Source organism: Streptomyces sp. NPDC104381, assembly GCF_055583745.1.
Map to the genome: position 1 here is coordinate 435,257 of NZ_JBVJNK010000003.1, position 20,607 is coordinate 455,863.

Annotated in this window: 15 protein-coding genes; 2 read left to right on the top strand and 13 right to left on the bottom strand. The window is 72.5% G+C overall.

The window, feature by feature from the left end:
- Window positions 1-47 precede the first annotated feature (47 nt).
- Together ACZ607_RS11450 and ACZ607_RS11455 are read right to left on the bottom strand one after the other, a co-directional pair.
- Window positions 48-482, bottom strand: coding sequence for an SRPBCC family protein (locus ACZ607_RS11450; RefSeq protein WP_469734136.1), 435 nt, complete (start codon window positions 480-482; stop codon window positions 48-50).
- Window positions 483-562: 80 nt separating this feature from the next.
- Entirely contained in the window at window positions 563-1,393 is an 831-nt protein-coding gene (locus ACZ607_RS11455) for a DeoR/GlpR family DNA-binding transcription regulator (protein WP_469734138.1), read from the bottom strand.
- A 222-nt stretch (window positions 1,394-1,615) separates the two neighbouring features.
- On the opposite strand from ACZ607_RS11455, the gene ACZ607_RS11460 reads away from it, so the two are divergent.
- Window positions 1,616-4,102, top strand: a complete 2,487-nt coding sequence (locus ACZ607_RS11460) for a hypothetical protein (protein ID WP_469734140.1) — start codon at window positions 1,616-1,618, stop codon at window positions 4,100-4,102.
- Here the strand turns inward: ACZ607_RS11460 and ACZ607_RS11465 are convergent.
- The 10 genes from ACZ607_RS11465 to ACZ607_RS11510 all read right to left on the bottom strand — a co-directional run bounded on the left by ACZ607_RS11465 (window position 4,072) and on the right by ACZ607_RS11510 (window position 17,266).
- A complete protein-coding gene (locus ACZ607_RS11465) occupies window positions 4,072-6,507 on the bottom strand; it encodes a right-handed parallel beta-helix repeat-containing protein (protein ID WP_469734142.1) in 2,436 nt (811 codons plus the stop codon). The genes ACZ607_RS11460 and ACZ607_RS11465 overlap by 31 nt on opposite strands.
- A gap of 206 nt (window positions 6,508-6,713) precedes the next feature.
- Entirely contained in the window at window positions 6,714-7,328 is a 615-nt protein-coding gene (locus ACZ607_RS11470) for an Rv1733c family protein (RefSeq protein ID WP_469734144.1), read from the bottom strand.
- Window positions 7,329-7,490: 162 nt separating this feature from the next.
- Window positions 7,491-8,315: an MOSC domain-containing protein gene (locus ACZ607_RS11475; protein WP_469734146.1), complete on the bottom strand. Its 825-nt coding sequence runs from the start codon at window positions 8,313-8,315 to the stop codon at window positions 7,491-7,493.
- A gap of 45 nt (window positions 8,316-8,360) precedes the next feature.
- Window positions 8,361-8,867, bottom strand: a complete 507-nt coding sequence (locus ACZ607_RS11480; RefSeq protein WP_469734148.1) for a DUF6643 family protein — start codon at window positions 8,865-8,867, stop codon at window positions 8,361-8,363.
- A gap of 163 nt (window positions 8,868-9,030) precedes the next feature.
- The gene (gene proP / locus ACZ607_RS11485; RefSeq protein ID WP_469734916.1) at window positions 9,031-10,536 is read right to left on the bottom strand and encodes a glycine betaine/L-proline transporter ProP; all 1,506 of its coding nucleotides are present in this window, start codon (window positions 10,534-10,536) and stop codon (window positions 9,031-9,033) included.
- Window positions 10,537-10,707: 171 nt separating this feature from the next.
- Window positions 10,708-12,993, bottom strand: a complete 2,286-nt coding sequence (locus ACZ607_RS11490; protein WP_469734150.1) for an FdhF/YdeP family oxidoreductase — start codon at window positions 12,991-12,993, stop codon at window positions 10,708-10,710.
- A gap of 36 nt (window positions 12,994-13,029) precedes the next feature.
- The gene (locus ACZ607_RS11495; protein WP_469734152.1) at window positions 13,030-13,548 is read right to left on the bottom strand and encodes an SRPBCC family protein; all 519 of its coding nucleotides are present in this window, start codon (window positions 13,546-13,548) and stop codon (window positions 13,030-13,032) included.
- A gap of 91 nt (window positions 13,549-13,639) precedes the next feature.
- Entirely contained in the window at window positions 13,640-13,903 is a 264-nt protein-coding gene (locus ACZ607_RS11500; protein ID WP_469734154.1) for a hypothetical protein, read from the bottom strand.
- A 52-nt stretch (window positions 13,904-13,955) separates the two neighbouring features.
- On the bottom strand, window positions 13,956-16,508 hold the full coding sequence (locus tag ACZ607_RS11505; RefSeq protein WP_469734156.1) for an ATP-dependent Clp protease ATP-binding subunit: 2,553 nt from the start codon (window positions 16,506-16,508) through the stop codon (window positions 13,956-13,958).
- Between the two features lie 125 nt (window positions 16,509-16,633).
- Window positions 16,634-17,266 carry a DUF1345 domain-containing protein gene (locus ACZ607_RS11510; protein WP_469734158.1) on the bottom strand — a complete coding sequence of 211 codons (633 nt, stop codon included), beginning with the start codon at window positions 17,264-17,266 and terminating at the stop codon, window positions 16,634-16,636.
- Between the two features lie 158 nt (window positions 17,267-17,424).
- On the opposite strand from ACZ607_RS11510, the gene ACZ607_RS11515 reads away from it, so the two are divergent.
- A complete protein-coding gene (locus tag ACZ607_RS11515; RefSeq protein WP_469734160.1) occupies window positions 17,425-19,191 on the top strand; it encodes an FUSC family protein in 1,767 nt (588 codons plus the stop codon).
- Between the two features lie 13 nt (window positions 19,192-19,204).
- Here ACZ607_RS11515 and ACZ607_RS11520 read toward each other — a convergent pair whose 3' ends face one another.
- A complete protein-coding gene (locus tag ACZ607_RS11520; RefSeq protein WP_469734162.1) occupies window positions 19,205-20,314 on the bottom strand; it encodes a serine hydrolase domain-containing protein in 1,110 nt (369 codons plus the stop codon).
- Between the last annotated feature and the right edge of the window lie 293 nt (window positions 20,315-20,607).

Genomic DNA, 20,607 nt, shown 5'->3' on the forward strand with positions numbered 1-20,607 from the left:
CCTCGGCGCCCCTCCTGGGCGGTCGCCGGGGTGCGTTCCGGGCTCCCTCAGTCGTCGAGCAGGGTGCCGAGCTCACGGGTGAAGACCCGCCGCCCGGCGCTCGCCAGCAGCGGATCGGCCCAGCGGGGCAGCAGCCTCACCCGCAGCTCCTCGACCCAGATCACATGCGAACCCGAACCGGTCGGGCAGACGTCGATCGACGCACGGCCGCGCACCACGGCCCCGCGCTTCTCCAGCCGGCACAGCCCCGCCCGGCCGGCGGCCGGCGGGGTCCACCGCACGACCTCCATCGGATCGTCGAAGCCCAGCGGCCCCACGCCGGTCCGGGCCACGAAGACCGTGCCGGTCCTGGTGGGCAGGCCCCCGGGGACGGTGACCGAGGTGAACGGAACGGTCCCGCCGTGCCGCTCCCAGTCGGTCACCCGTCGCCACGCCTCGGCGGCGGGGAGGGGCGTGAAGCGCTCGATGCGGAATACGGCCACGGTCCGATCCTAGGACGTCCGGCGCCCGTGAGCCCCGCAGGCGGAGGGTGGCGGGGCGGTCGTCGTAAGCCCGGGGCGGACTACTCGTCCGCAGGGCCGTCCGCCACCACCAGGCCCGGCAGATGCTCCTCGATCTCCAGCCTGGCCGCGTCCGGCAGACCCGCGTCCGTGACGAAGGCGTCGACCTCGTCGAGCGCGGCGAACGAACTCAGGCCCACCGTGCCCCACTTGGTGTGGTCGGCCACCACGACGACGCGCCGGGCCGCCCGTACGAAGCGGCGGTTCGTCTCGGCCTCCGCGAGATTGGGCGTGGACAGACCGGCCTCGACCGAGATCCCGTGCACCCCGAGGAACAGCACGTCGAAGTGGAGCGAGCCGATCGCCCGGTCCGCGACCGGCCCGACCAGCGAGTCCGACGGCGTACGGACCCCACCGGTCAGCACCACCGTGGCCGCACCGGCCCGCGCACCGCCCGACGCGCCCGGGCGCTGCGCGCCGTGGAACACGTCCGCGACCCGCACCGAGTTCGTGACCACCGTCAGCCCGGGCACGTCCAGGAGGTGCCGCGCCAGTGCGAATGTCGTCGTACCGCCGGAGAGCGCGATCGCGCTGCCGGGCACCGCCATCGCGGCCGCCGTGCGCGCGATGTCCTCCTTGGCACTGAGCTCCAGCGTCGACTTGGCCTCGAAGCCGGGCTCGTGCGTGCTCGCCTCGACGACCGGGACGGCACCGCCGTGGACCTTCTCGATCACACCCTGGCGCGCCAGCGCGTCCAGATCCCGGCGGATGGTCATGTCGGAGACGCTCAGCTTGCGGGTCAGCTCGTTGACTCTGACCCCGCCGCGCTTGCGCACATCGTCGAGAATGAGCGCGCGCCGCTGCTCCGCGAGCAGATTCTGGTTCTCGCTCAACGCCGGGCCCCGGTCCTTCCCTCTGTCCGCACGGTCCGGCAGCGGTCCTGCGGGACGCGCCCATCCTGCCACGCACCCCCGCAGGCCGTCCCACTGGGGAGATTCGGTGAGAGCCGGTGCGGCGGACCCCTCCCGTCGGAGATGGTGGTGACTGCGCATCAGCTCAACCCAGCCGTCCCCCACCGGCCACGCGCCGACGGACCAGAGAGCGAGTCACCGACATTGCCCCCTGCACCCCGGACCGAGGCCGCGCACAGCGGTGGCGCCGCACTGGAACTGCTCGTCCACGGTGTCGGCGGAACCACCCCGCAGGAGATGCTCGGTGACCCCCGTACGACCAGGATCACCGGGGACGCCACGGCCGCCGTCCACCGGCGTACCGAGGACGTCGGCGCCGAACAGCACCCCGAGCGCCACCGGGATGGGCCCGTCGCCGAGGCCTACTGCTGGTCCAACCTCACCTCGGGCAACGGTTCCCGCGCCCTGTGGCTGCTCCTGCTGCCCTTCATGGTGGTCAACCTCGCCCACTGGATGCGCCCCGCGGCACGGGGGAGCGCCCGGGCGGTCCGGCTCTACGGGGTGCTGGTGCGGCTCCTCGCGCTCAGCCTGACCGTGCTGCTGACGGCCGCCGCCTGCGAGGTCGCCCTGGACCTGGTGGCCTGGCAGTGCGCGGGGACGCCCGAGTGCTCCGGGCAGCGCTCCTGGCTCGGGTTCCTCTCCACGGAGCAGGACGGATGGTTCGCCCAGCCCGGCCGCCGCCTCGCCGTCGCGGCACTCGTGCCCACCGCGGTGGTGGGCCTGCTCTGGTACCTCTCCAACCGCACGTGGAGCGCCTACGAGTCGCAGCGGCCCCTGACCTGGGAGCGGCCGGACAGCACGGGCACGGACGACGACGGGACCACGGACGACGACACGGACGACGCCCCGGACGCGGACACGGAGACGGACGACGTCTCGGACGCCGACCGGACCACGGGCGCGGACGCCGGAGCCCCGTCCGGAGCACCCCTCGTCCGCCCCGCTCTCGGCAGGCCCGGCTTCTGGTACGGACGCAGGCTGGTGGCCCGGCTGCGCGCGGCGCACACCGCCGCCGGGTTCCTCACCGTCGCGGCGGCGGTCGGCGGTGCGGCGGCACGTCACGACCGGGCCGCCGACAGCCCCGTACCCGAGGTGGCCGGCGCCCTGTTCGAGACCGTCCTCGCGCTGTGCGCGCTCGTCGTCCTCGCGGTGATCTGCCACCGGGGACGCAGCGAGCGACGCCTCGACAACCGGCTCGACCGGGCCCTCACGACCTTCCTGCCCGGTACCGCCCTCGCCCTGCTGGTCTGCGCCCTCGTCTACGCCGCCTGGTCGCGTCCCGCCTGGGTGTCCTCGGGCGCCCTCCCCGGAGAGGCCGTCTTCCGCGCCCTCGCCCTGGGCCAGGGCCTGCTCGTCGTCGTACTCGCCGTGGTGGCCCTGAGCCTCTACCGGCGCGTCCCCGAACCGCGCACCACCCTCCACGGCCTCGGCGGGCCGGCGGTGGCCATGCTCGCCTGCGCCCTCGGCGGGGTGATGACCGGCGGGATCGCCCAGCGCGTGGCCGACTGGCTCGACGGCCCCGGCACCCCCGGCATGGGCGCGGGCGCCGACATAGAGGGACCGCCCGTGCTCCTCAGCTGGCAGGCCTCCGTCATCCCGGTCCTGCTGCTCCTCCTGCTGCCGCCCGTCGTCTGGCTGGTGGTCCGCACCGCCCGTCACGCCCGCCGGCTCGGACCCGTGATCGAGGCGGAGTACGGGGAGAAGCACCCCGAGCCCGGACGCACCCGGCACATCGCGCGCACCCGCGCCACCGCCGCGCTCACCGACTCCGCGCCCGGCATCCTCGGACTGCTGTCCGCCGCCACCCTGCTGCTCGGCGCCGGAGCCGTGACCGGATCCTGGCTCACCGGAGAGGTCCCCGGCCTCGCGACGGACGGCACGGGCCCGTTCGTCGAATCGGCCGCCGAGACCGCCCAGTCGACCGGCTCCTGGATGACCGGTTTCGGCGTGATACTGCTCGTCGCCCTGGGCCGCCGCGCCTACCGCGACGTCTCCGCGCGGCGCACCGTCGGCATCCTCTGGGACGTGGGCACGTTCTGGCCGCGCGCCGCCCACCCCTTCGCACCGCCCTGCTACGCGGAGCGGGCCGTCCCCGACCTCTCGTCCCGGATGTGCGCCTGGACGGGAAGCACCCGCGGCCGGCTCGTCATCTCCGGCCACTCCCAGGGCAGCGTGCTCGCCGCCGCGGCGGTGTGGCAGCTCCCCGACACGGCCCGCCGCAGGGTCGCGCTCCTCACGTACGGCTCCCCGATCGAGCGGCTGTACGGGCGCTGGTTCCCGGCCTACTTCGGCCGCGTCCCCCTCGAAGGGCTCCAGCGCTCCGTCCACTGCTGGCGCAACCTCTGGCGTGCGACGGACCCGATCGGCGGTCCGGTCAGGATCGACGAGGGGCAGGGCCACGAGGTGGACCGGGGCCCGTTGAAGGACCCGCTGGTCTACGGCCGCACCATCGAACACCCGCTGCCGGAACCGGTCCTGGGCCACTCCGACTACCAGGCCGACCCGGTCTTCGCCGTCGAACGCGCCGCCCTGCTGGAACGGCTCGGGCCCGTCGTCCCCCAGCAGGCGGGCACGGGCGCGCAGGACCGGGGCGGTGCCGCTCAGGGCAGCGCCGGAAGGTCCTCGGGATAGAGCATGGTCAGGTCGTCCGTGCTCGGCTCCGTGAGCTGGGCGACCCGGCCCGCATGCCGCTCCACCATCGACTCGAAGGTCTGGCGGGCCGTCCGGCCGTTGCCGAAGGCGGGGCCCTTGGGAAGCGCCGTGAAGTACTTGACCAGCGCCTCCCCGGTGCCCTCCGCCAGGCTGTACTCGTGCTCGTCGCTCTGCTGCTCGACGATCCGCAGCAGCTCGTCCGGTTCGTAGTCGCTGAAGGTGATGGTCCGGGAGAAGCGGGACGCCACACCGGGGTTGACGGTGAGGAAGCGCTCCATCTCGTGCGTGTACCCGGCCACGATCACCACCACGGCGTCTCGGTGGTCCTCCATCAGCTTCACCAGCGTGTCGATGGCCTCCCGGCCGAAGTCGCGGCCGGAGTCCTCGGGCGAGAGGGCGTACGCCTCGTCCACGAACAGGACCCCGCCGCGCGCCCGGTCGAACGCCTCCTGCGTACGGATGGCCGTGGACCCGATGTGCTCGCCGACCAGGTCGACACGGGACACCTCGACGAGATGGCCGTGCTCCAGGACCCCCAGCGAGGCCAGGATCTCCCCGTACAGCCGGGCCACCGTCGTCTTGCCCGTGCCGGGGGAGCCGGTGAAGACCAGGTGGCGGCGGACCGACGCCGCCTTCAGACCGGCCAGCATGCGGCGCCGGCCCACCTCGATCATGTCGGTCAGCGCCCGCACCTCGCGCTTGACGCTGTCCAGGCCGACCAGCGCGTCGAGCTCGCCCAGCACGGCACCGGAGTCCCGGGCCGGTTCGGCGGGAGCCGCGGGGGCGGGGGCGGGCTCCGCGGGGCGCTGCCCGGGCAGCGCGCCGAGCAGCCCGGGCGTGGCCTGTGTCGCCGTCAGCACCGCCGGGGCCGGGGGAGCGGACCCGGCGCGCAGGCCGCTCTCGTCGCTGGTGCAGTCCCGCGCCACCGGACCGCCCGCCTGCCCGTCGCCTCCGGAGCCGTCGGCGAACTCGTAGCCGCCGCGCGCGCACCGCTCGGTCCGGCACCGGGTGAGGGTGGAACGGCAGCCGTCCATCACGTGGAAGCCGTACCCGTCGCTCCCGGTGACCCGGCAGCTGTCGAACGTGCCCCGGCCCTCGGCGGAGACGTAGAAACCGGCCTCCGCCGGCGAGGTGACCGTGCACCTCTCGATGGTCGGGTCGGCGCCCTTGGTCACGATGACCCCGGTCTGCGCCGCGTCGATGGTGCAGTTGTTCAGCGTGCCGCCGCTGCCGTGGTCACGGAACCACGCCCCGGTGGACGCCTCGCGGATCCGGCAGTCGTCGAGCTGGGCGGTGGCCCCGTCGCTCACCGAGACCGCCGTGTTGCGGATCTGGGTCAGATCGCTGTCCACGACATCGGCGCGTGAGCCCCGGTCCAGGACGAACAGGGCGTCGGGCACGTCGTGGACGCGGCACGAGTCGAGTATCACCGTGGCCCCGTCGCTCACCCAGACCGCCGGGTAGTCGCCCGTACTGTCGTGGATCTCGCACTGGTTGGCGTCGACGCGGGTGCCCGGATCCCACACCGAGAGACCGTTGCGGCCGAACCTGCGGACGGTGGAGCGGGTCAGCGTGAGCACCGAACGGGAGCGCAGGTCGACCGCGTTCTCCGGGATGTCGTGGATGTCGCAGTCCGCGAGCGTGAGGACCGCGTCGGTGTCCAGGGTGACCCCGTCGGCGGACGTACGGTGCACCGTGCAGTCCGTGAGGTGCGCGTTGCCGCGCGAGGTGATCTGCACCCCGCTGCCCTTGATCTCGTACACCTCGCAGCCCACGGCCTCCAGGCCGCTGCCCTCGCCGGTCACGCTCAGGCCCGCTCCCGACGCGTGGTGCACACGGCAGCGGTCGAGACGCGGGTGGGCGCCGTCGCGCACCGAGACACCGGACTGGCCCGCCGAGACGACCTCGCACTCCTCGAACACGCCGCCCGCGCCGTCGAGTACGGCGATGCCCACCCCGGCCGGGTTGTCGACCGTGCAGCGGCGCACCGTGGGCCTCGCGGCGCCCCGCACCTCCACCCCGGCGGCCGACCGGGTCACGATGCGCAGGTCCGACAGCTCGGGGGAGCCCTCCTCGACGAGCAGCGCCGGGGCGGCCGAGTCCTGGCCCTCCACATGGAGGTCCTGGACGACGGCGGAGGCGCGGACGGTCAGGGGGACCCCGTCGGCCGGCGCGATCCGCACGGAGCCCGCGGAGCCCTCGGGGCCGCGCAGCGTCACCGCGCGGTCCACGACGAGATTCTCCCGGTAGGTGCCGGGGGCGACGGTGAGGACGTCACCGTCCGCTGCGGCCTCCAGGGCGGCGGTGAGGGATGCGTATTCGCCTGTACGGCGCCGCCATCGCGATGTGCCGGTGTGCGTCACCTGGACCGTGCCCTGTGCCATGGTGCTGCTGTGCCCCCACCTCGTGCCGTGTGCGCTGCCTCGTGCCTGTCCGCGTGCGCCGCCGGTCCGCCGGCAGCCTCACGCCCCGCCTGCCGAGGAGTCGGGCGGGCCGGTCCACCGTAGCGCGCGTGAGGGGCGCGAGTTGACGGGTCGGCCGCGGAAGGCCACTGGTCAGCCGGATACGGGGCGGACCGGCGGCCACGGGGTCAGCTGCCCGTACCCGTTCTGCCCCAGTCGGGACCGACTTCGGCCCAGGCGCGGTCGAGCCGGGCGTACCGCCGTTGCATCATGCGCCATACGACGATCCTGCGGACGATTTCCGTGAGACCGCCCGCGACCAGCGTCGCTCCGATACCCGCGAGCGCCGCGTGCGTACGGGCCGTCGACAGGTCCATGGGACGCATCGCGGGGTGGCCCCGGTCGTCCGTCCAGATCTGGATCCGGGCGCCGGGATCGGTCTTCGTCGACGCCGTCGACACGGTGCCCGTGCGTGCCGTACCGTCCGGGGCGAGCCAGTCGGCCACCACCGACGTCCGCATGGAGCCCTCGGTGACGACCGCCTCGGGGTCCTGGGCGAAGCGCGAGGTGCCCGAGGCGCGGACCACCACGGCCTCGGTGGGATGGCGTTGCTCGTGCTGGGCACGCACGGTCCGTCGGAGCGCGTCGTCCGTCAGCGAGCCGGCTCTCCAGCCGACCGCCGGTGCCGCCACCACCATCAGCAGCAGGGCGACCAGAGCCAGCCACGCCTCATGACGATCGGTGGCCCGGCACACGGGATTGCGCCGCCACCGCCGGATTCCCAGAACCACTCGCACAGTCATGCACCCCCTTCCCTGTCCGTGATAACCCGGGAGAGCGGCGAATGCCTCCTCGGACGGCGAAGAGAGAGCAATTTCACGCCGCCAACGGCCCACGGCCCTCCCCGAGTTCCTTCTCCGCGACGGGGCCGCCGCGAAGACCCGTCGGCCGAGGGCCCCGTCCCGTCAGCCGAGGACGCGCACCGGGTCCCCGGCCCGGATCACCCCGGTGCCCTCCGGGATCATGTGCTGCCCGAAGAGCAGGTACTTCCCGTCCTTGCGGTGCCGCGCGAGCGTACGCAGCGGCTCCTTGCCCCGCTCCCCGGTCCGCTGGTCGGTGGTCGTGATGACGCAGCGGCCGCACGGCTTGACGACGCGGAACGCGACCTCCCCGATCGCGATCCGCCGCCAGCCGTCCTCGGCCCAGGGCGCCGTGCCCTCCACGACCACATTCGGCCGGAACCGGTCCATCGGCAGCGGCCCCTCGTCCGGGTGGTCCCCCTGGGCCACCAGCGAGTTGAGCGCGTCCAGCGAGGCCCGCGTGGTGAGCAGCAGCGGATAGGCGTCGGCGAGCGACACGGTCTCGCCCGGCCGTCCGAAAGCCGGATCGACGGGTCTGCGGTGCGACGGCGCGTCGAGATGGACGAGCCGGACCTCCGCACCGAGACGCGCGCCGAACCAGGCGTGGGCCGCCTCCGCGGCCACCACCACCGTCACCTTGCTCCTGTGGAGCTCGGCGACGACCGTGCCGGCCGGATCGGGCACCTCCACCACCAGCGTCGGACTCCCGGATGCCGACAGGGCCAGCCCGCCGCCGGGCAACGGCTCGGCGGACAGCAGGGCCATACCGGGCTGCTGACGTTGGGTGACGACCCTGTCCTCGCCGTCGATCAGCATCCAGCGGCGGTCGCCGTCGAGTCCCCATGGCTCGACGGCCACCGCGTCGGCCGCACGGGCGGCCAGCGACTTGACCGGGTGGACATATGCGGCACCGAGTACAGGAGAGACCATGCCGACATCCTGCCAGCCGTCACTGACAGTGCGCGGCAGGGCCCGTCAGTACCCCCGGCTCTGGTACGGGCGGTTGTACGGGTCCTCGTAGGGCGACTGCGCGGGAGTCGGCGCGGGCCGAGGCGACGCGGGCCGCGGCGAGGCGGGACGCATCGCCTCGTACCCCGTACCGGGCCGCTGCGGCTGCTGTGCCTGCTGGTAGCCGCGCGGCGCCGACGGCTGCTGCGGGATGTACGGCGCCGGCGCGTGCTGCAGCTGTGCGGGCTGCATCATCGGCGCCTGCTGCATCCCGGCGTTCTGGTACTGCGGCTGCGGTGCCTGCTGCGGGTAGCCGTAGGACCCGGTGTGCTGCGAAGGGGCGGCGGGCAGTGCCGGGAGCGCCGACGGAAGCGCGGGCAGATAGCTGTTCCCGGTGTCGTAGGCGGCGGGGACCCGGATCGGCGCGATCTGAGGGGTCCCCCGCTCGGCGACCAGGGAGTCGTAGATCGGGGTGTCGGGGAACGACGGCGTGGCGTAGTAGCCGCTGCCGTAGGTGGAGCGGGGGGAGGTCATGACACATAAGTTAAGCCCACGATGTGCTGGTTGGGGAGCCCCAATCTTGGGGTTATCCGTTTTACGCTGCTTTTGTCGGCCTGACCTGCCAGGACACCGCTGCGCCGCACAGGGTGGCATCCCTCGCGGGGGCCGCCGGGAGCGGCGCGGGACCCGGCCGTGCTCAGTGCTTGTCGCCGTTCCCGCCCCATGGGTGGCGCATCCGGATCCACACGTCACGCGCCTGCCGGCCCGCCCGCGTCCTGCTGCGCGCGACGAGGACACGCGCCTGCTCCGGGGTCTCCACCATGGGCCCGGAGCCACGCAGCGGCTTGCCCGCCGTCTCGTGCAGGAAGAACGCCGCGACGAGCCCGACGGCGCCCGCGACCATCAGGTAGTACGCCGGGACCATGTCGTTGCCGGTCGCCTCCACGAGCGCGGAGGTGAACAGGGGAGTGGTCCCGCCGAACAGCGACACGGAGATGTTGAAGGCGATCGACAGGGCGCCGTACCGGAGACGGGTCGGGAACAGCGCCGGCAGGGTCGAGGCGGAGGTCCCCGCGAAGCAGACCAGCAGCAGCCCGAGGACCCCGCAGCCGATCGCCGGCAGCAGGATGCCGCCCTCCCGGATGAGCAGGAACGCGGGCACCGCGAGGACGACGAGTGCCACGCTCCCGCCCATGAACACCGGGCGACGGCCCCAGCGGTCGGAGGACCTCCCGACGGTCGTGATGGTCAGCACCACGAGCAGCATCGTGCCGAGGACCAGGAGCTGGGCCGTCGCCTCCGGCTCGCCGAGCGTGCTGGACATGTAGGTCGGCAGATAGGAAGTCACCATGTAGTTCGTGACGTTGTAGAGCAGGACCAGGCCCATGCAGATGAGCACCGCTTCCCAGTGCCCGGTGAAGATCTCCTTGAGACGGCCCTTGCCGGACTGGCGTGCCTGCTCGACGGGATCGCCCTCGGCCGCCACTTCGGCCTGTGCCTCCTCCTCGCGCTGGAAGGCGGGGGTCTCCTCCAGCTTCAGCCGCATGTACAGACCGATCAGGCCGAGCGGGCCCGCGACGAAGAACGGGATGCGCCATCCCCAGTCCGTCAGCCCGTCCGTACCGAGCACCGCGGTCAGCACGGTCACCAGGCCGGAGCCGAGCGAATAGCCGACGAAGGTGCCGAAGTCCAGCCAACTGCCCAGGAAGCCGCGCCGCTTGTCCGGCGCGTACTCCGCGATGTAGGTCGTGGCACCCGCGTACTCACCGCCGGTGGAGAAGCCCTGCACCAGACGGCACACCAGCAGCAGCAACGGGGCGGCGAAACCGATCGTGGCGTACGACGGGAGGAAACCCACCGCGAAGGTGCTCGCCGCCATCATGATCATGGTGACCGCCAGAACCTTCTGGCGCCCCACCCGGTCACCGAGCGGGCCGAACACCAGCCCGCCGAGCGGCCGTACGAGGAAGGCCGCGGCGAAGGTCGCGAAGGTCGACACCACCTGTGCGCCCGGTGAACTCGACGGGAAGAAGACCTTGCCGAGGGTGCCCGCGAGATAGGCGTAGACACCGAAGTCGAACCACTCCATGGTGTTGCCGAGCGCCGCCGCCGTCACGGCGCGGCGCACCTTCGGCGGATCGGTCACCGTCACGTCCTCGGCGGCCAGGGCCTTCTTGCGCCGCCGGAGCAGCGTCCGCACCATCTGGTCCGTCGCCGCCCGGTCGCCCCGGCGCCGGGGGAGGTGAGGATGTCGTCTCGGTCCCGGCATGAATGCCCTGCCCTCCGGTGTGTAACTGCTCTTCCCGCCGCCACTGCCCTGACATGCGCGGAGCCCGGTCCGGCCCCCTGGAGGGCCGGACCGGGTCCGCGGAACTCACACCGTCCGCTCGAGCCGGACGAGGACCGCCTTCGAGGTGGGCTGGTTGCTGATGTCGGCCACACTGTCCAGCGGCACCAGGACCTGGGTCTCCGGGTAGTACGCCGCCGCGGACCCGCGCGCGGTCGGATACGCCACCACCTCGAATCCCTCGGCCCGGCGCTCCGCCTCGTCGTGCCAGACACCGACGAGATCCACCCGCTGACCGGCGCTCAGGCCGAGTTCGGCGAGATCCGCGGGGTTGACGAGGACCACACGCCGGCTTCCGTGGATCCCCCGGTAGCGGTCGTTGGCCGTGTACGGGACGGTGTTCCACTGGTCGTGGGAGCGCAGGGTCTGCAGCAGCAGGTGCCCTTCCGGCACGTCCGGCATCTCCCAGGCGTTCCGGGTGAACAGGGCCTTGCCCACGGCGGTGGGGAAGACACCCTCGTTGACCGGGTTGGGCAGCCTGATGCCTCCCGGGCGGGTCACCCGCCGGTTCAGGTCGTGCAGTCCGGGCACGATCCGGGCGATCCGGTCGCGGATCGCGCCGTAGTCGGTCTCGAACTCCTGCCACGGGAGGTCGACCCGGCCGTCGAGGGTGCGGCGGGCCAGCCGGCAGAGGATGGCCACCTCGCTGAGCAGGAGCTTGGACGCGGGCTTCAGCCGCCCCCGGGAGGTGTGCACCTCGCTCATCGAGTTCTCCACCGTGACGAACTGCTCCCCGCCCGCCTGGACGTCCCGTTCGGTCCTGCCCAGGGTCGGCAGGATGAGCGCGGTCCTCCCGCAGACGGTGTGGGACCGGTTGAGCTTGGTGGAGATGTGGGCGGTCAGCCGGCAGGTCCGCATGGCCTCCTCGGTGACCGCGCTGTCGGGGGCGGCCCGGACGAAGTTGCCCGCGACCCCCAGGAAGACCTTGATCCGGCCCTCTCCCATCGCCCTGATCGCGTTCACCGAGTCCAGCCCGTGGGCGCGGGGCGGGTCGAAGCCGAACTCCCGCTGCAGCGCGTCCAGGAAGGCGTCCGGCATCTGTTCCCAGACACCCATCGTGCGGTCGCCCTGCACATTGCTGTGGCCGCGCACCGGACAGGCACCGGCGCCCGCCCGCCCCAGGTTCCCGCGGAGCATCAGGAAGTTGACGATCTCCCGGATGGTCGGAACACCGTGCTTGTGCTGCGTGACCCCCATGGCCCAGCAGACGATGACGCGTTCACTGCGCAGCACGTCGGCACCGACCGCCTCGATCTCCTCACGGGTCAGACCGGTGGCGGTGATCACGTCGTCCCAGGAGATCTCCCGGGCGTGTCCGGCGAACTCGTCGAAGCCGCTCGTGTTGGTGTCGATGAAGTCGTGGTCCAGCACCTGCCCCGGCCGCTCGTCCTCGGCCTCCAGCAGCAGCCGGTTCAGCCCCTGGAAGAGGGCCAGGTCACCACCGGCCCGGATGTGCAGGAAACGGTCGGCGATCTCCACGCCCTGCCCGACCAGTCCACGGGCCTTCTGCGGGTTCTTGAACCTCAGCAGCCCCGCTTCCGGCAGTGTGTTCACCGCGATGATGCGGGCGCCGTTCAGCTTCGCCTCCTCCAGGGCGGACAGCTGCCGGGGATGGTTGGTCCCGGGGTTCTGTCCCACGACGAAGATCAGGTCGGCGTGGTGGAGGTCGCTGAGGCTGACCGTTCCCTTGCCCGTGCCGAGCGTCTCGTGCAGGGCGAAGCCGCTCGACTCGTGACACATGTTGCTGCAGTCGGGCAGGTTGTTGGTCCCGAAGGCCCGCGCGAAGAGCTGGAGCACGAACGCGGCCTCGTTGCTCACCCTGCCCGAGGTGTAGAAGACCGCCTCGTCGGGTGTGTCGAGCGCCCTCAGCTCCTCGGCGAGCAGGTTCAGGGCGTCGTGCCAGCTGATCGGCTCGTAGTGGTCGGAGTCCGGCCGCTTGACCATCGGACGGGTGAGCCGGCCCTGCTGGTTCAGCCACAGGTCGGAGCGGCCCGCCAGGTCGGAGACCGGGTGCGCGCGGAAGAAGTCGGTGGTGATCCGCTTCCCGGTCGCCTCGTCGTTGATGTGCTTGGCGCCGTTCTCGCAGTACTCGTTGCGATTGCGGTGACCGGGGGCGGGGTCGGCCCAGGCGCAGCCCGGGCAGTCCGTCCCGTCCACCTGGTTCATCGTCAGCAGGTCCACCGCGGTCTTCCGCGGGGACGTCTGCTGCAGGGAGTACTCCAGCGCGTGCACGACCGCGGGAACGCCGGCGGCCCACTTCTTGGGCGGGGTGACGGTCAGGTCGTCCTTCGGTTCGTCACTGGGCGGCTTCATCGGGTTGCCTCTCGTCTCCTGTGTCCCGCCCGAGGCTCAGCCCACGGGCCACGTGGGCACCTGGCTCTTCGACAGTTCCGGCTCCCCGGGCCGTACGTGTCCCTTGCGGATGGTCCCCCGCCAGCCCCCGCCGGCTTCTCCCAGCCCCTCGATGAACTCCTTGAAGCACGCCAGCTCCTGGCACACGATCCGGCCGGCCGCACCGGGGACCGCCGTGAGCACACCGTGCGCGCCACGGCGCCTGAACCGCATCCGTACGGTGATCGCCGTACGCTCCGGAGCGAGGGCCCGGAACTCGACCTCGCCCTCGTGCCACGGGCCGCGGTCCAGGCTGCGCCAGGCCACATGGGAGTCGGGGACCTGCTCCACGATCTCGGTCTCGAACTCCTTGCGCACCGGGCCGGCACGCACGACCCACGCCATCACGGAGGGCGTGACCTGCACGACGCGTCTCACCACACGGCTGAACCGGGGGAAACCCTCGAACTGGGTCCACTGGTTGTACGCGGTACGCACCGGCACCGCGACCTCGATCGTTGCCTCAACGGTGTTCATGCACCACTCGCCTTCAGGGGGCCGGTGCCCTCAGTCTCACCGCGGGTCCGGCAGGCCGCCACACGACGGCCTGCCGGGGGACACGTCCGGCTCAGTAGCGGGTCGGCGGGAATCCGCGGTCCCTGCGCGGGGCGGTGCCCGTGGGCATGGACCCGGTGTTCACCTCGTGGTCGACCTGCTCGCGCACCGCCCGGTACACGGCGTCCGGATCCTCGGGCGCCCGGGTGGGGAGCCCGGCTTCCTCGCGGTCGAGCACCGTCCGGCGCTCCAGGGCCTCCTGGTCGGGCCGCCGGGGCATCCCCCGTCCGGCTTCCGTCTCGCCTCCGACCGCTTCGTTGGACTTGTGGTGCGTCATGTCCGTCTCCTCCTCGGATCGGCTCAGCTGCGCTCGTGGCGTCCGCCCCGGGTCAAGCCCCTTCGCCGGAGTCCGTTCCCTGGGCCGGGTCCGCGTCCTGCTCCCCGGCGGGCGCCCCCTGGTCCGCCTCACCCTTTCGGACGGTGCAGTGGAGCGAATCACCCTGCACATCGGCGACGACGGTGTCGCCGGACTCCGCCTCACCGCCGAGCAGGAGGTCGGCGATGCGGTTGTCGAGCTCCGTCTGGATGGTCCGCCGCAGGGGGCGGGCCCCGAACTCCGGCTGGTGCCCGTGGGCGATCAGCAGCTTCTTGGCGGCCTCGGTGACCTCCAGCCGCATGCCCTGCGCGTGGACACGCCGCTCGCTGCGGGCCAGCAGGTGATCCACGATCCGTGACAGGTCGTCCTCGGTGAGGCTGTGGAAGACGATGATCTCGTCGATGCGGTTCAGGAACTCCGGCAGGAACCGGCCCCGCAGCTCCTCCATCAGCTCGTCCTTGAGATCGGACGCGTCGCCCTGGTGACCGAGGATGCGACGGGCTCCGATGTTGGACGTCATGATCACGACACAGTGCCTGAAGTCGACCGTGCGGCCCTGGCCGTCGGTGAGGCGCCCGTCGTCGAGGATCTGGAGCAGGGTGTTGAAGACGTCCGGGTGCGCCTTCTCCACCTCGTCGAAGAGGACCACGCTGTAGGGCTGCCGCCGGACCTTCTCGGTGAGCTGGCCCGCCTCGTCGTATCCGACGTATCCAGGAGGCGCGCCGACCAGGCGGGCGACCGTGTGCTTCTCCTGGAACTCGCTCATGTCGAAGCGGATCATGCGGTCCTCCTCGCCGAACAGCAGCTCGGCGAGGGTCTTGGCCAGCTCCGTCTTGCCCACGCCGGTGGGGCCGAGGAAGAGGAAGGAGCCGACGGGCCGGTTCGGGTCCCCCATCCCGGCACGGTTGCGCCGCACCGCCTGCGAGACCGCGGTGACCGCCTCGTCCTGGCCCACGATCCTGGAGTGCATCTCCTCCTCGAGCCTGAGGAGCTTCTCCTTCTCGCTGGCCGTCAGCTGGGACACCGGGATCCCCGTACGGCGGGAGATCACGTCCGCGATGTCGGTCGCGGTGACCGAGACGACGCCCTCCCGGCGTTCCTCGATGCCCGCGAGCTCGCCCTCCGCCGTGGCGATGTCCCGCTTCAGCTCCGCGGCCCTCTCGAAGTCCTCGGCGTCGACCGCCTGGTCCCGCTCCCGCCCCAGCTTGGCGATGCGGTCCTCCGCGGCGACCGCGAGCGTCGAACGCGCCGTACTGCGCAGCCGCACCCGTGCCCCGGCCTGGTCCATGACGTCGATGGCCTTGTCGGGCAGGAAGCGGTCGCTGACGTAGCGGTCGGACAGTTCCGCAGCGGCCGCCAGCGCGCCGTCGGCGAAGCGGACCTGGTGGTGGGCCTCGTACGCGTCGCGCAGCCCCTCCAGGATCTGCACCGTCTCCTCCACCGAGGGCTCCGGGACCATCACCGGCTGGAATCGGCGTTCGAGCGCGGCGTCCTTCTCGACGTACTTGCGGTACTCGTCGATCGTCGTCGCGCCCACGACGTGCAGTTCTCCGCGCGCCAGGGCCGGCTTGAGCATGTTGCCCGCGTCCATCGAGCCCTCGCCCGTGGCGCCCGCGCCGACGACCGTGTGCAGCTCGTCGATGAAGAGGATGATGTCGCCGCGGGCCTCCTGGACGTCCTCGATGACCTTCTTCAGCCGCTCCTCGAACTGCCCCCGGTACTGCGCGCCGGCCACCATCGCGGACAGGTCGAGGGCGACCACGCGCTTGTCCTTCAGCGTCCCCGGGACCTCACCGGCCACGATCCGCTGCGCCAGCCCCTCGACGATCGCGGTCTTGCCGACTCCCGGCTCGCCGATGAGCACGGGGTTGTTCTTGGACCGCCGGGAGAGGATCTCGACCGTCTCCTCGATCTCCTCGGCCCGCCCGACCACCGGGTCGAGTTTCCCGGCCTTCGCCTCCTCGGTGAGGTCCCGTCCGAACTCGTCCAGCGTCGTCTCGGGCTTCTTCTCCCTGGGGGCGGACCCCTCGGCGCGGCCCGCCTGCTCCGTGAGACCGGCGAGCTTCTGCCCGTCCTCACCGTCGGCCCGCAGCAACCGGGCGGCGCCCGTGTCCACGCCTTCGAGGAGCGCGCCGAGGATGTGCTCCGGCCCGATGTACGACGCGCCGGCCGTCCTGGAGCGCTCGTAGGCGGTGGCGAGGGTGCGCTTGGCGGCCGGCGTCAGCCCCGGTTCCGAGGACGGCTCCCCCGACTCCCGGGGGAGGACCTCGGCGATCCGGGCGGCCAGGGCGTCGGGATCCATCCTCGCCCGTGCGAGCAGCCCCCGCGCCGGCTCGACCTTCGTCGCCGCCCACAGGAGATGGTCCGTGTCGAGGTCGGACGTCCCGTCCTCCATCGCCCGCCGGCCCGCCAGATTGAGGAGCTCCTGCGAGGACTCGGTTAGCAGCCGCCCGATCGGCACCCGTTGCACCGCCGGAGGTGACGATGCCGGGGACATTCCGAAGAACCGGTTCAACAACTCGCTGAACGGGTCGGACGAGCCGAAATCGAAGGACGACATCGACATGGCAGCTCCTGGGACGGCGGCGGTCTCTTCGGGCGGGGTGCCGACGAGGGTTCCCCTCAACCGAAACGCGGTGCGGAGCAGCGCGCAACTCGCGGACCCGGGACCTGCGGGCCGCGGCCCCGCCGTCAGCCGGTGACGATTCCCATGACGAGGTTGATGGCCGTGGCGAGGATGCCGGTGCCGAAGACGTACGACAGCAGTGAGTGCCGCAGCACGATCGCGCGGATCGTCGAACTGGAGACGTCCGTGTCGGACACCTGGTAGGTCATGCCGAGGTTGTAACTGAAGTAGAAGAAGTCGCGGTACGCCGGGGGACGGTCCGAGTTGAAGTCGATCCCGCCCGAGGCCGCGTAGTAGACGTAGGCGTAGCGGGTCGCGTACATCAGGTGCAGCGCGGCCCACGCCGTGAACACCCCGCACAGAGCGATGGCCGCGCCGGCGTGCCCGGTGTCGGCCGGGCCGAGCAGAAGCAGCAGAACGATGGCCAGCAGCCCGCACGACGCGACCGCCACCACCACCAGTTCCTCCGTGACCGGCCGGAAGTCCTCACGCCCCGCGTTCCGGCGGGTGGCGGCGGCGTCCATCGGCCACAGCACGACCCATCCCCCCAGGACGAAGAGCAGCTCGGTCGCGGTGATCCCGGTCAGGCCACCCAGCGCCGGGACGGTGCCCAGCCCCACGGCCAGGCCGATCACGGCTCCGAGGGCCACGGCACAGCACAGCCGGGGAACAGCGTCCAGAGGCAGCCAGGTGCTCATGCGTCATGACCCTAGCCCGGAGTGCGGGTCGCGGCCCGGTGGCTCCGACGCGTACGGAACGCTCGTACGGACCGCCCAGCCGCCGGCTCCGTGCGGCGAGCGCGGCGCGGCCGGGGGCCGGCCGGAGGTCCGGCGGAACGACCAGGTATATACCTTGTATGCCCTTCCTCCGCCGCCTCCTCCCTGCCGCCGCCCGTCGCGGCCGGCGGCGTTCGGCCGCGGACGTGCAGCGGGTGCTCCATCCCGGCGGCGCGCTGGTCCTGCACGACGTGGACGGGGCGCTCGTCTTCGCCCTGCGGGCGGCCCTGGCGATGGGGCTGGTCGCCGTGCCCGTCGTCCTGGCGGGCCGTGCGGACCTCGCGGTGTACGCCATGCTGGGCTCCTTCACGACCACGTTCGGCCGCAACCTGCCCTACGCCCGCCGCGCCCGGGTCCTCGCCCTGGTGGCCCTGGCGATGACGGCGTGCGTGGCCTGCGGTTCGGCGCTCGCGGCCTGGGCACGCCCGGAGGAGAGCGCGGCCGGTGCCGCCGTCGTCGTCGCGGCGACGGGGCTGGTCGCGGGAGCGGCCAAGTACGTCTGCGACGCCACCCGGCTCAGCGGCCTCGGCGCGATCATGGTGCTGTTCTCGTTCGCGGTGGCGGCCCACGCCTCTCCCACGTCCGCCGACATCCTGCCGTACACCGCGATGGCGGCAGCCGGGGCCGCGCCCGCGTGGATCCTCGGGATGCTGGGTCTGCTGATCCATCCGGACCGGCCGCAGCGCCTCGCCGTCGCCACCGCCCTGCGCGAGGTCGCCGCACTGCTGGAAGCCCGCGCCGCCGGCGCCGAGGTGCCCGGGCGGACACGGCACCGTGCCACCGTCGCCGTGCTGGACGCCTACCGGAGCCTCGGACAGCCGCCGCCCGCCCGGCGGACCGCGCCCCGCCACGACACGCTGCTCCTGCGGTCGGCCGACCTGTCCTGGGCCCTGCTGGTGGGCGCGGCACGGTGGTCCCCGGAGGAGCAGAGGAGCACCGCACTGCACCTGCGCGGCCAGGCCCGGCTGCTCACCGGGCGGCGGCACGGGATCCCCCCGGTGCCCGATGTGCCGCCGCCCTTCGGGGGGACGGGCCTCGACGGTTCCCGCATCCCGGCGAGCCCGGGCCGGGCGCGCGCCCCGTCCGTGGTGCTGCGCGCCACCGAGCTGCTGCTGGGCCGCCCGCAGGGTCCGCACCACCGGGCGGTCCTCGCCGTGCCCGCCGTGCGTATGGCCGTGGGGACCGGGGTCGCCGGCGGCCTCGCCGTGCTCCTGGGCCTGGAGCACAGCTACTGGGCCGCGATCTCGGCAGCCGCCGTGCTGCACTCGGTCAACGTCCGCACCACGGCCCAGCGCGCGGTCCAGCGCACGCTGGGCACGGTCGTCGGCCTGCTGCTGGCGCTCGGGGTGCTGGCCGCGGAGCCGGGCCCGGTGGCGCTCGCCGTGGTGATCGTGGCCCTGGAATTCCTGCTGGAGTACATCGTGGTCCGCAACTACGCCCTGGGCGTGGTGTTCCTGACCCCGATGGCGCTGCTGCTGAGCGATCTCGCGGCTCCCGCGCCCGCCGGGGAACTGGTCCTCGACCGTGCGCTGGGCAGCGTCATGGGGATCGCGGTCGGGCTGCTCTGCGCGCTCCTGGTGGTCCATGACCAGGCAGTGGTGCGGGTGGAGCGGGCGCTCGACGCATGCCTGGCGGCCGCCGAGGACGCGGAACGGTCCCTGGCCGGCCCGGCGAGGGCCCCGCGCGCGGTGGTCCGCCTGCGGCTGGCGGAGGCGGTCGTGGAACTGCGCGAGGCGGACGACGCCGCGGCAGGCGAGGTGTGGCCGGCCGAGATCGATCCCTCCGAACTCGCCACGGCCGAACAACGCGCCTACGCCCTGCTCGGCCGGCTGGATCTCCACCCCTAGGGCCTGGCCGTACTCAAGGGCGTGGGCCGCACTCGGCCGCCGTCAGGTCGGCGAGCCGTCGCGCGGTGTCGAAGTGGGGGGTGAGCCGGGTCTTGGTCAGGGCGAAGGCGGTGCCGGTGGCTCGGTCGGCGTAGACGTAGCTGCCGCCACCGCCGATCCAGCCGAACGTGGTGGGCGCCTCGTCCGGCCGGGCGCCCAGGCGGCCCAGCGGGTAGCCCAGGGCCAGCCGGGCCGGGTTGCCGAAGACCTGGTCGGTGCCCTCGAAGGCCACCGCCGTCAACGCGTCGAGCCCGTGTGAGCCGATGAGCCGGCCGTCGAGGACCGCGGCGTTCATGGCGGCGATGCCCCGCGCGGTGAAGGTGCCGACCGACGGGATGTCCGCCCGGAGGATCTCGGGGCTGTTGCCCATCGCCGCGGCCGGTTGCCGCTCCCAGGGCGCGAGGACGGCGTCGGCGTCCGGAGCGGGGGCCGGGAGCGGTGCGGCGTCCTCGAGCCGTGCCAGCCGGGGCAGATCGGCCCCGGGCACGCCGAAGCAGAGATCACCCTCGATGCCCAGGGGCTCCGCGATCCACTCGCGCAGGAGCTGCCGCATCGGACTGCCCGTGGCCCGGCGCGCGATCTCACCGACGAGGAAGCCGAAGGTGAACGCGTGGTACCCCGTCCTGGTCCCGGGGCGCCACAGCGGCTTCGCGTCGGCGATCGCGGTGCAGACCCGTGACCAGTCGGGCAGGTCGGCAGGGCCGATGTCGCGCGGCATCGACGGCACACCGGCCGAGTGGGTCAGCACATGCCGGAGCGTCGCCGTCGACTTGCCGTGTGCGCCGAACTCCGGCCAGAGGGCGGCCACCGGCGTGTCGTACCCGACAGCGCCGGTCCTGACGAGCAGATGAGCGATCAGAGAGGTCATGACCTTGCCGGCGGAGAAGCTGAAGAAGAGGGTTTCCGGGCCGACCCTCCGCCCGGTCGCGCTGTCGGCGACACCCGCGACGGCGTCGACCACCTGGGCACCGTGGTGGTGAACGGCGACCTGCAAGCCGGTTTCGGCTCCGGTGCCGACGAGTTCGTCGAGGGCGCTTCGGATCCTCTGCTGGAGCGCGGGCATCGGGCTCAACGGTTCGGCCATGTGCAGCGGGTCCGGCTGTACGTCGGCGGCTCGCCGAAGGGGGCACCGGACAGGGTCCACGTGCCGGCCGCTCCTGATCGCACCATGTCACGTCCTCGGAAACTCATCGGTACGCGGGCGTCTCCGCCCCTTTGCCGTGGGAAGGGGACAGCGGTCAGCTTCTACCGAATCGAGGCTTTTGTCCCGTGGCAGTACGCTGCTTATGAGTGGTGCCCGTACAGGGAATCACCTTTGTCCGACGATCCGGAGCCGATACCGGAGCCGGATTCCAGTCCCTCGATCGCCAGGAGGAA

What these genes read in the sequence shown, in the direction of transcription:
- ACZ607_RS11505 (WP_469734156.1), bottom strand. Translation starts at nt 16,508, where the DNA reads ATGTCGATGTCGTCCTTCGATTTCGGCTCGTCCGACCCGTTCAGCGAG.
- ACZ607_RS11515 (WP_469734160.1), top strand. Translation starts at nt 17,425, where the DNA reads ATGCCCTTCCTCCGCCGCCTCCTCCCTGCCGCCGCCCGTCGCGGCCGG.
- ACZ607_RS11465 (WP_469734142.1), bottom strand. Translation starts at nt 6,507, where the DNA reads ATGGCACAGGGCACGGTCCAGGTGACGCACACCGGCACATCGCGATGG.
- ACZ607_RS11520 (WP_469734162.1), bottom strand. Translation starts at nt 20,314, where the DNA reads ATGGCCGAACCGTTGAGCCCGATGCCCGCGCTCCAGCAGAGGATCCGA.
- ACZ607_RS11495 (WP_469734152.1), bottom strand. Translation starts at nt 13,548, where the DNA reads ATGAACACCGTTGAGGCAACGATCGAGGTCGCGGTGCCGGTGCGTACC.
- ACZ607_RS11475 (WP_469734146.1), bottom strand. Translation starts at nt 8,315, where the DNA reads ATGGTCTCTCCTGTACTCGGTGCCGCATATGTCCACCCGGTCAAGTCG.
- ACZ607_RS11490 (WP_469734150.1), bottom strand. Translation starts at nt 12,993, where the DNA reads ATGAAGCCGCCCAGTGACGAACCGAAGGACGACCTGACCGTCACCCCG.
- ACZ607_RS11510 (WP_469734158.1), bottom strand. Translation starts at nt 17,266, where the DNA reads ATGAGCACCTGGCTGCCTCTGGACGCTGTTCCCCGGCTGTGCTGTGCC.
- proP (WP_469734916.1), bottom strand. Translation starts at nt 10,536, where the DNA reads ATGGTGCGGACGCTGCTCCGGCGGCGCAAGAAGGCCCTGGCCGCCGAG.
- ACZ607_RS11480 (WP_469734148.1), bottom strand. Translation starts at nt 8,867, where the DNA reads ATGACCTCCCCCCGCTCCACCTACGGCAGCGGCTACTACGCCACGCCG.
- ACZ607_RS11470 (WP_469734144.1), bottom strand. Translation starts at nt 7,328, where the DNA reads ATGACTGTGCGAGTGGTTCTGGGAATCCGGCGGTGGCGGCGCAATCCC.
- ACZ607_RS11500 (WP_469734154.1), bottom strand. Translation starts at nt 13,903, where the DNA reads ATGACGCACCACAAGTCCAACGAAGCGGTCGGAGGCGAGACGGAAGCC.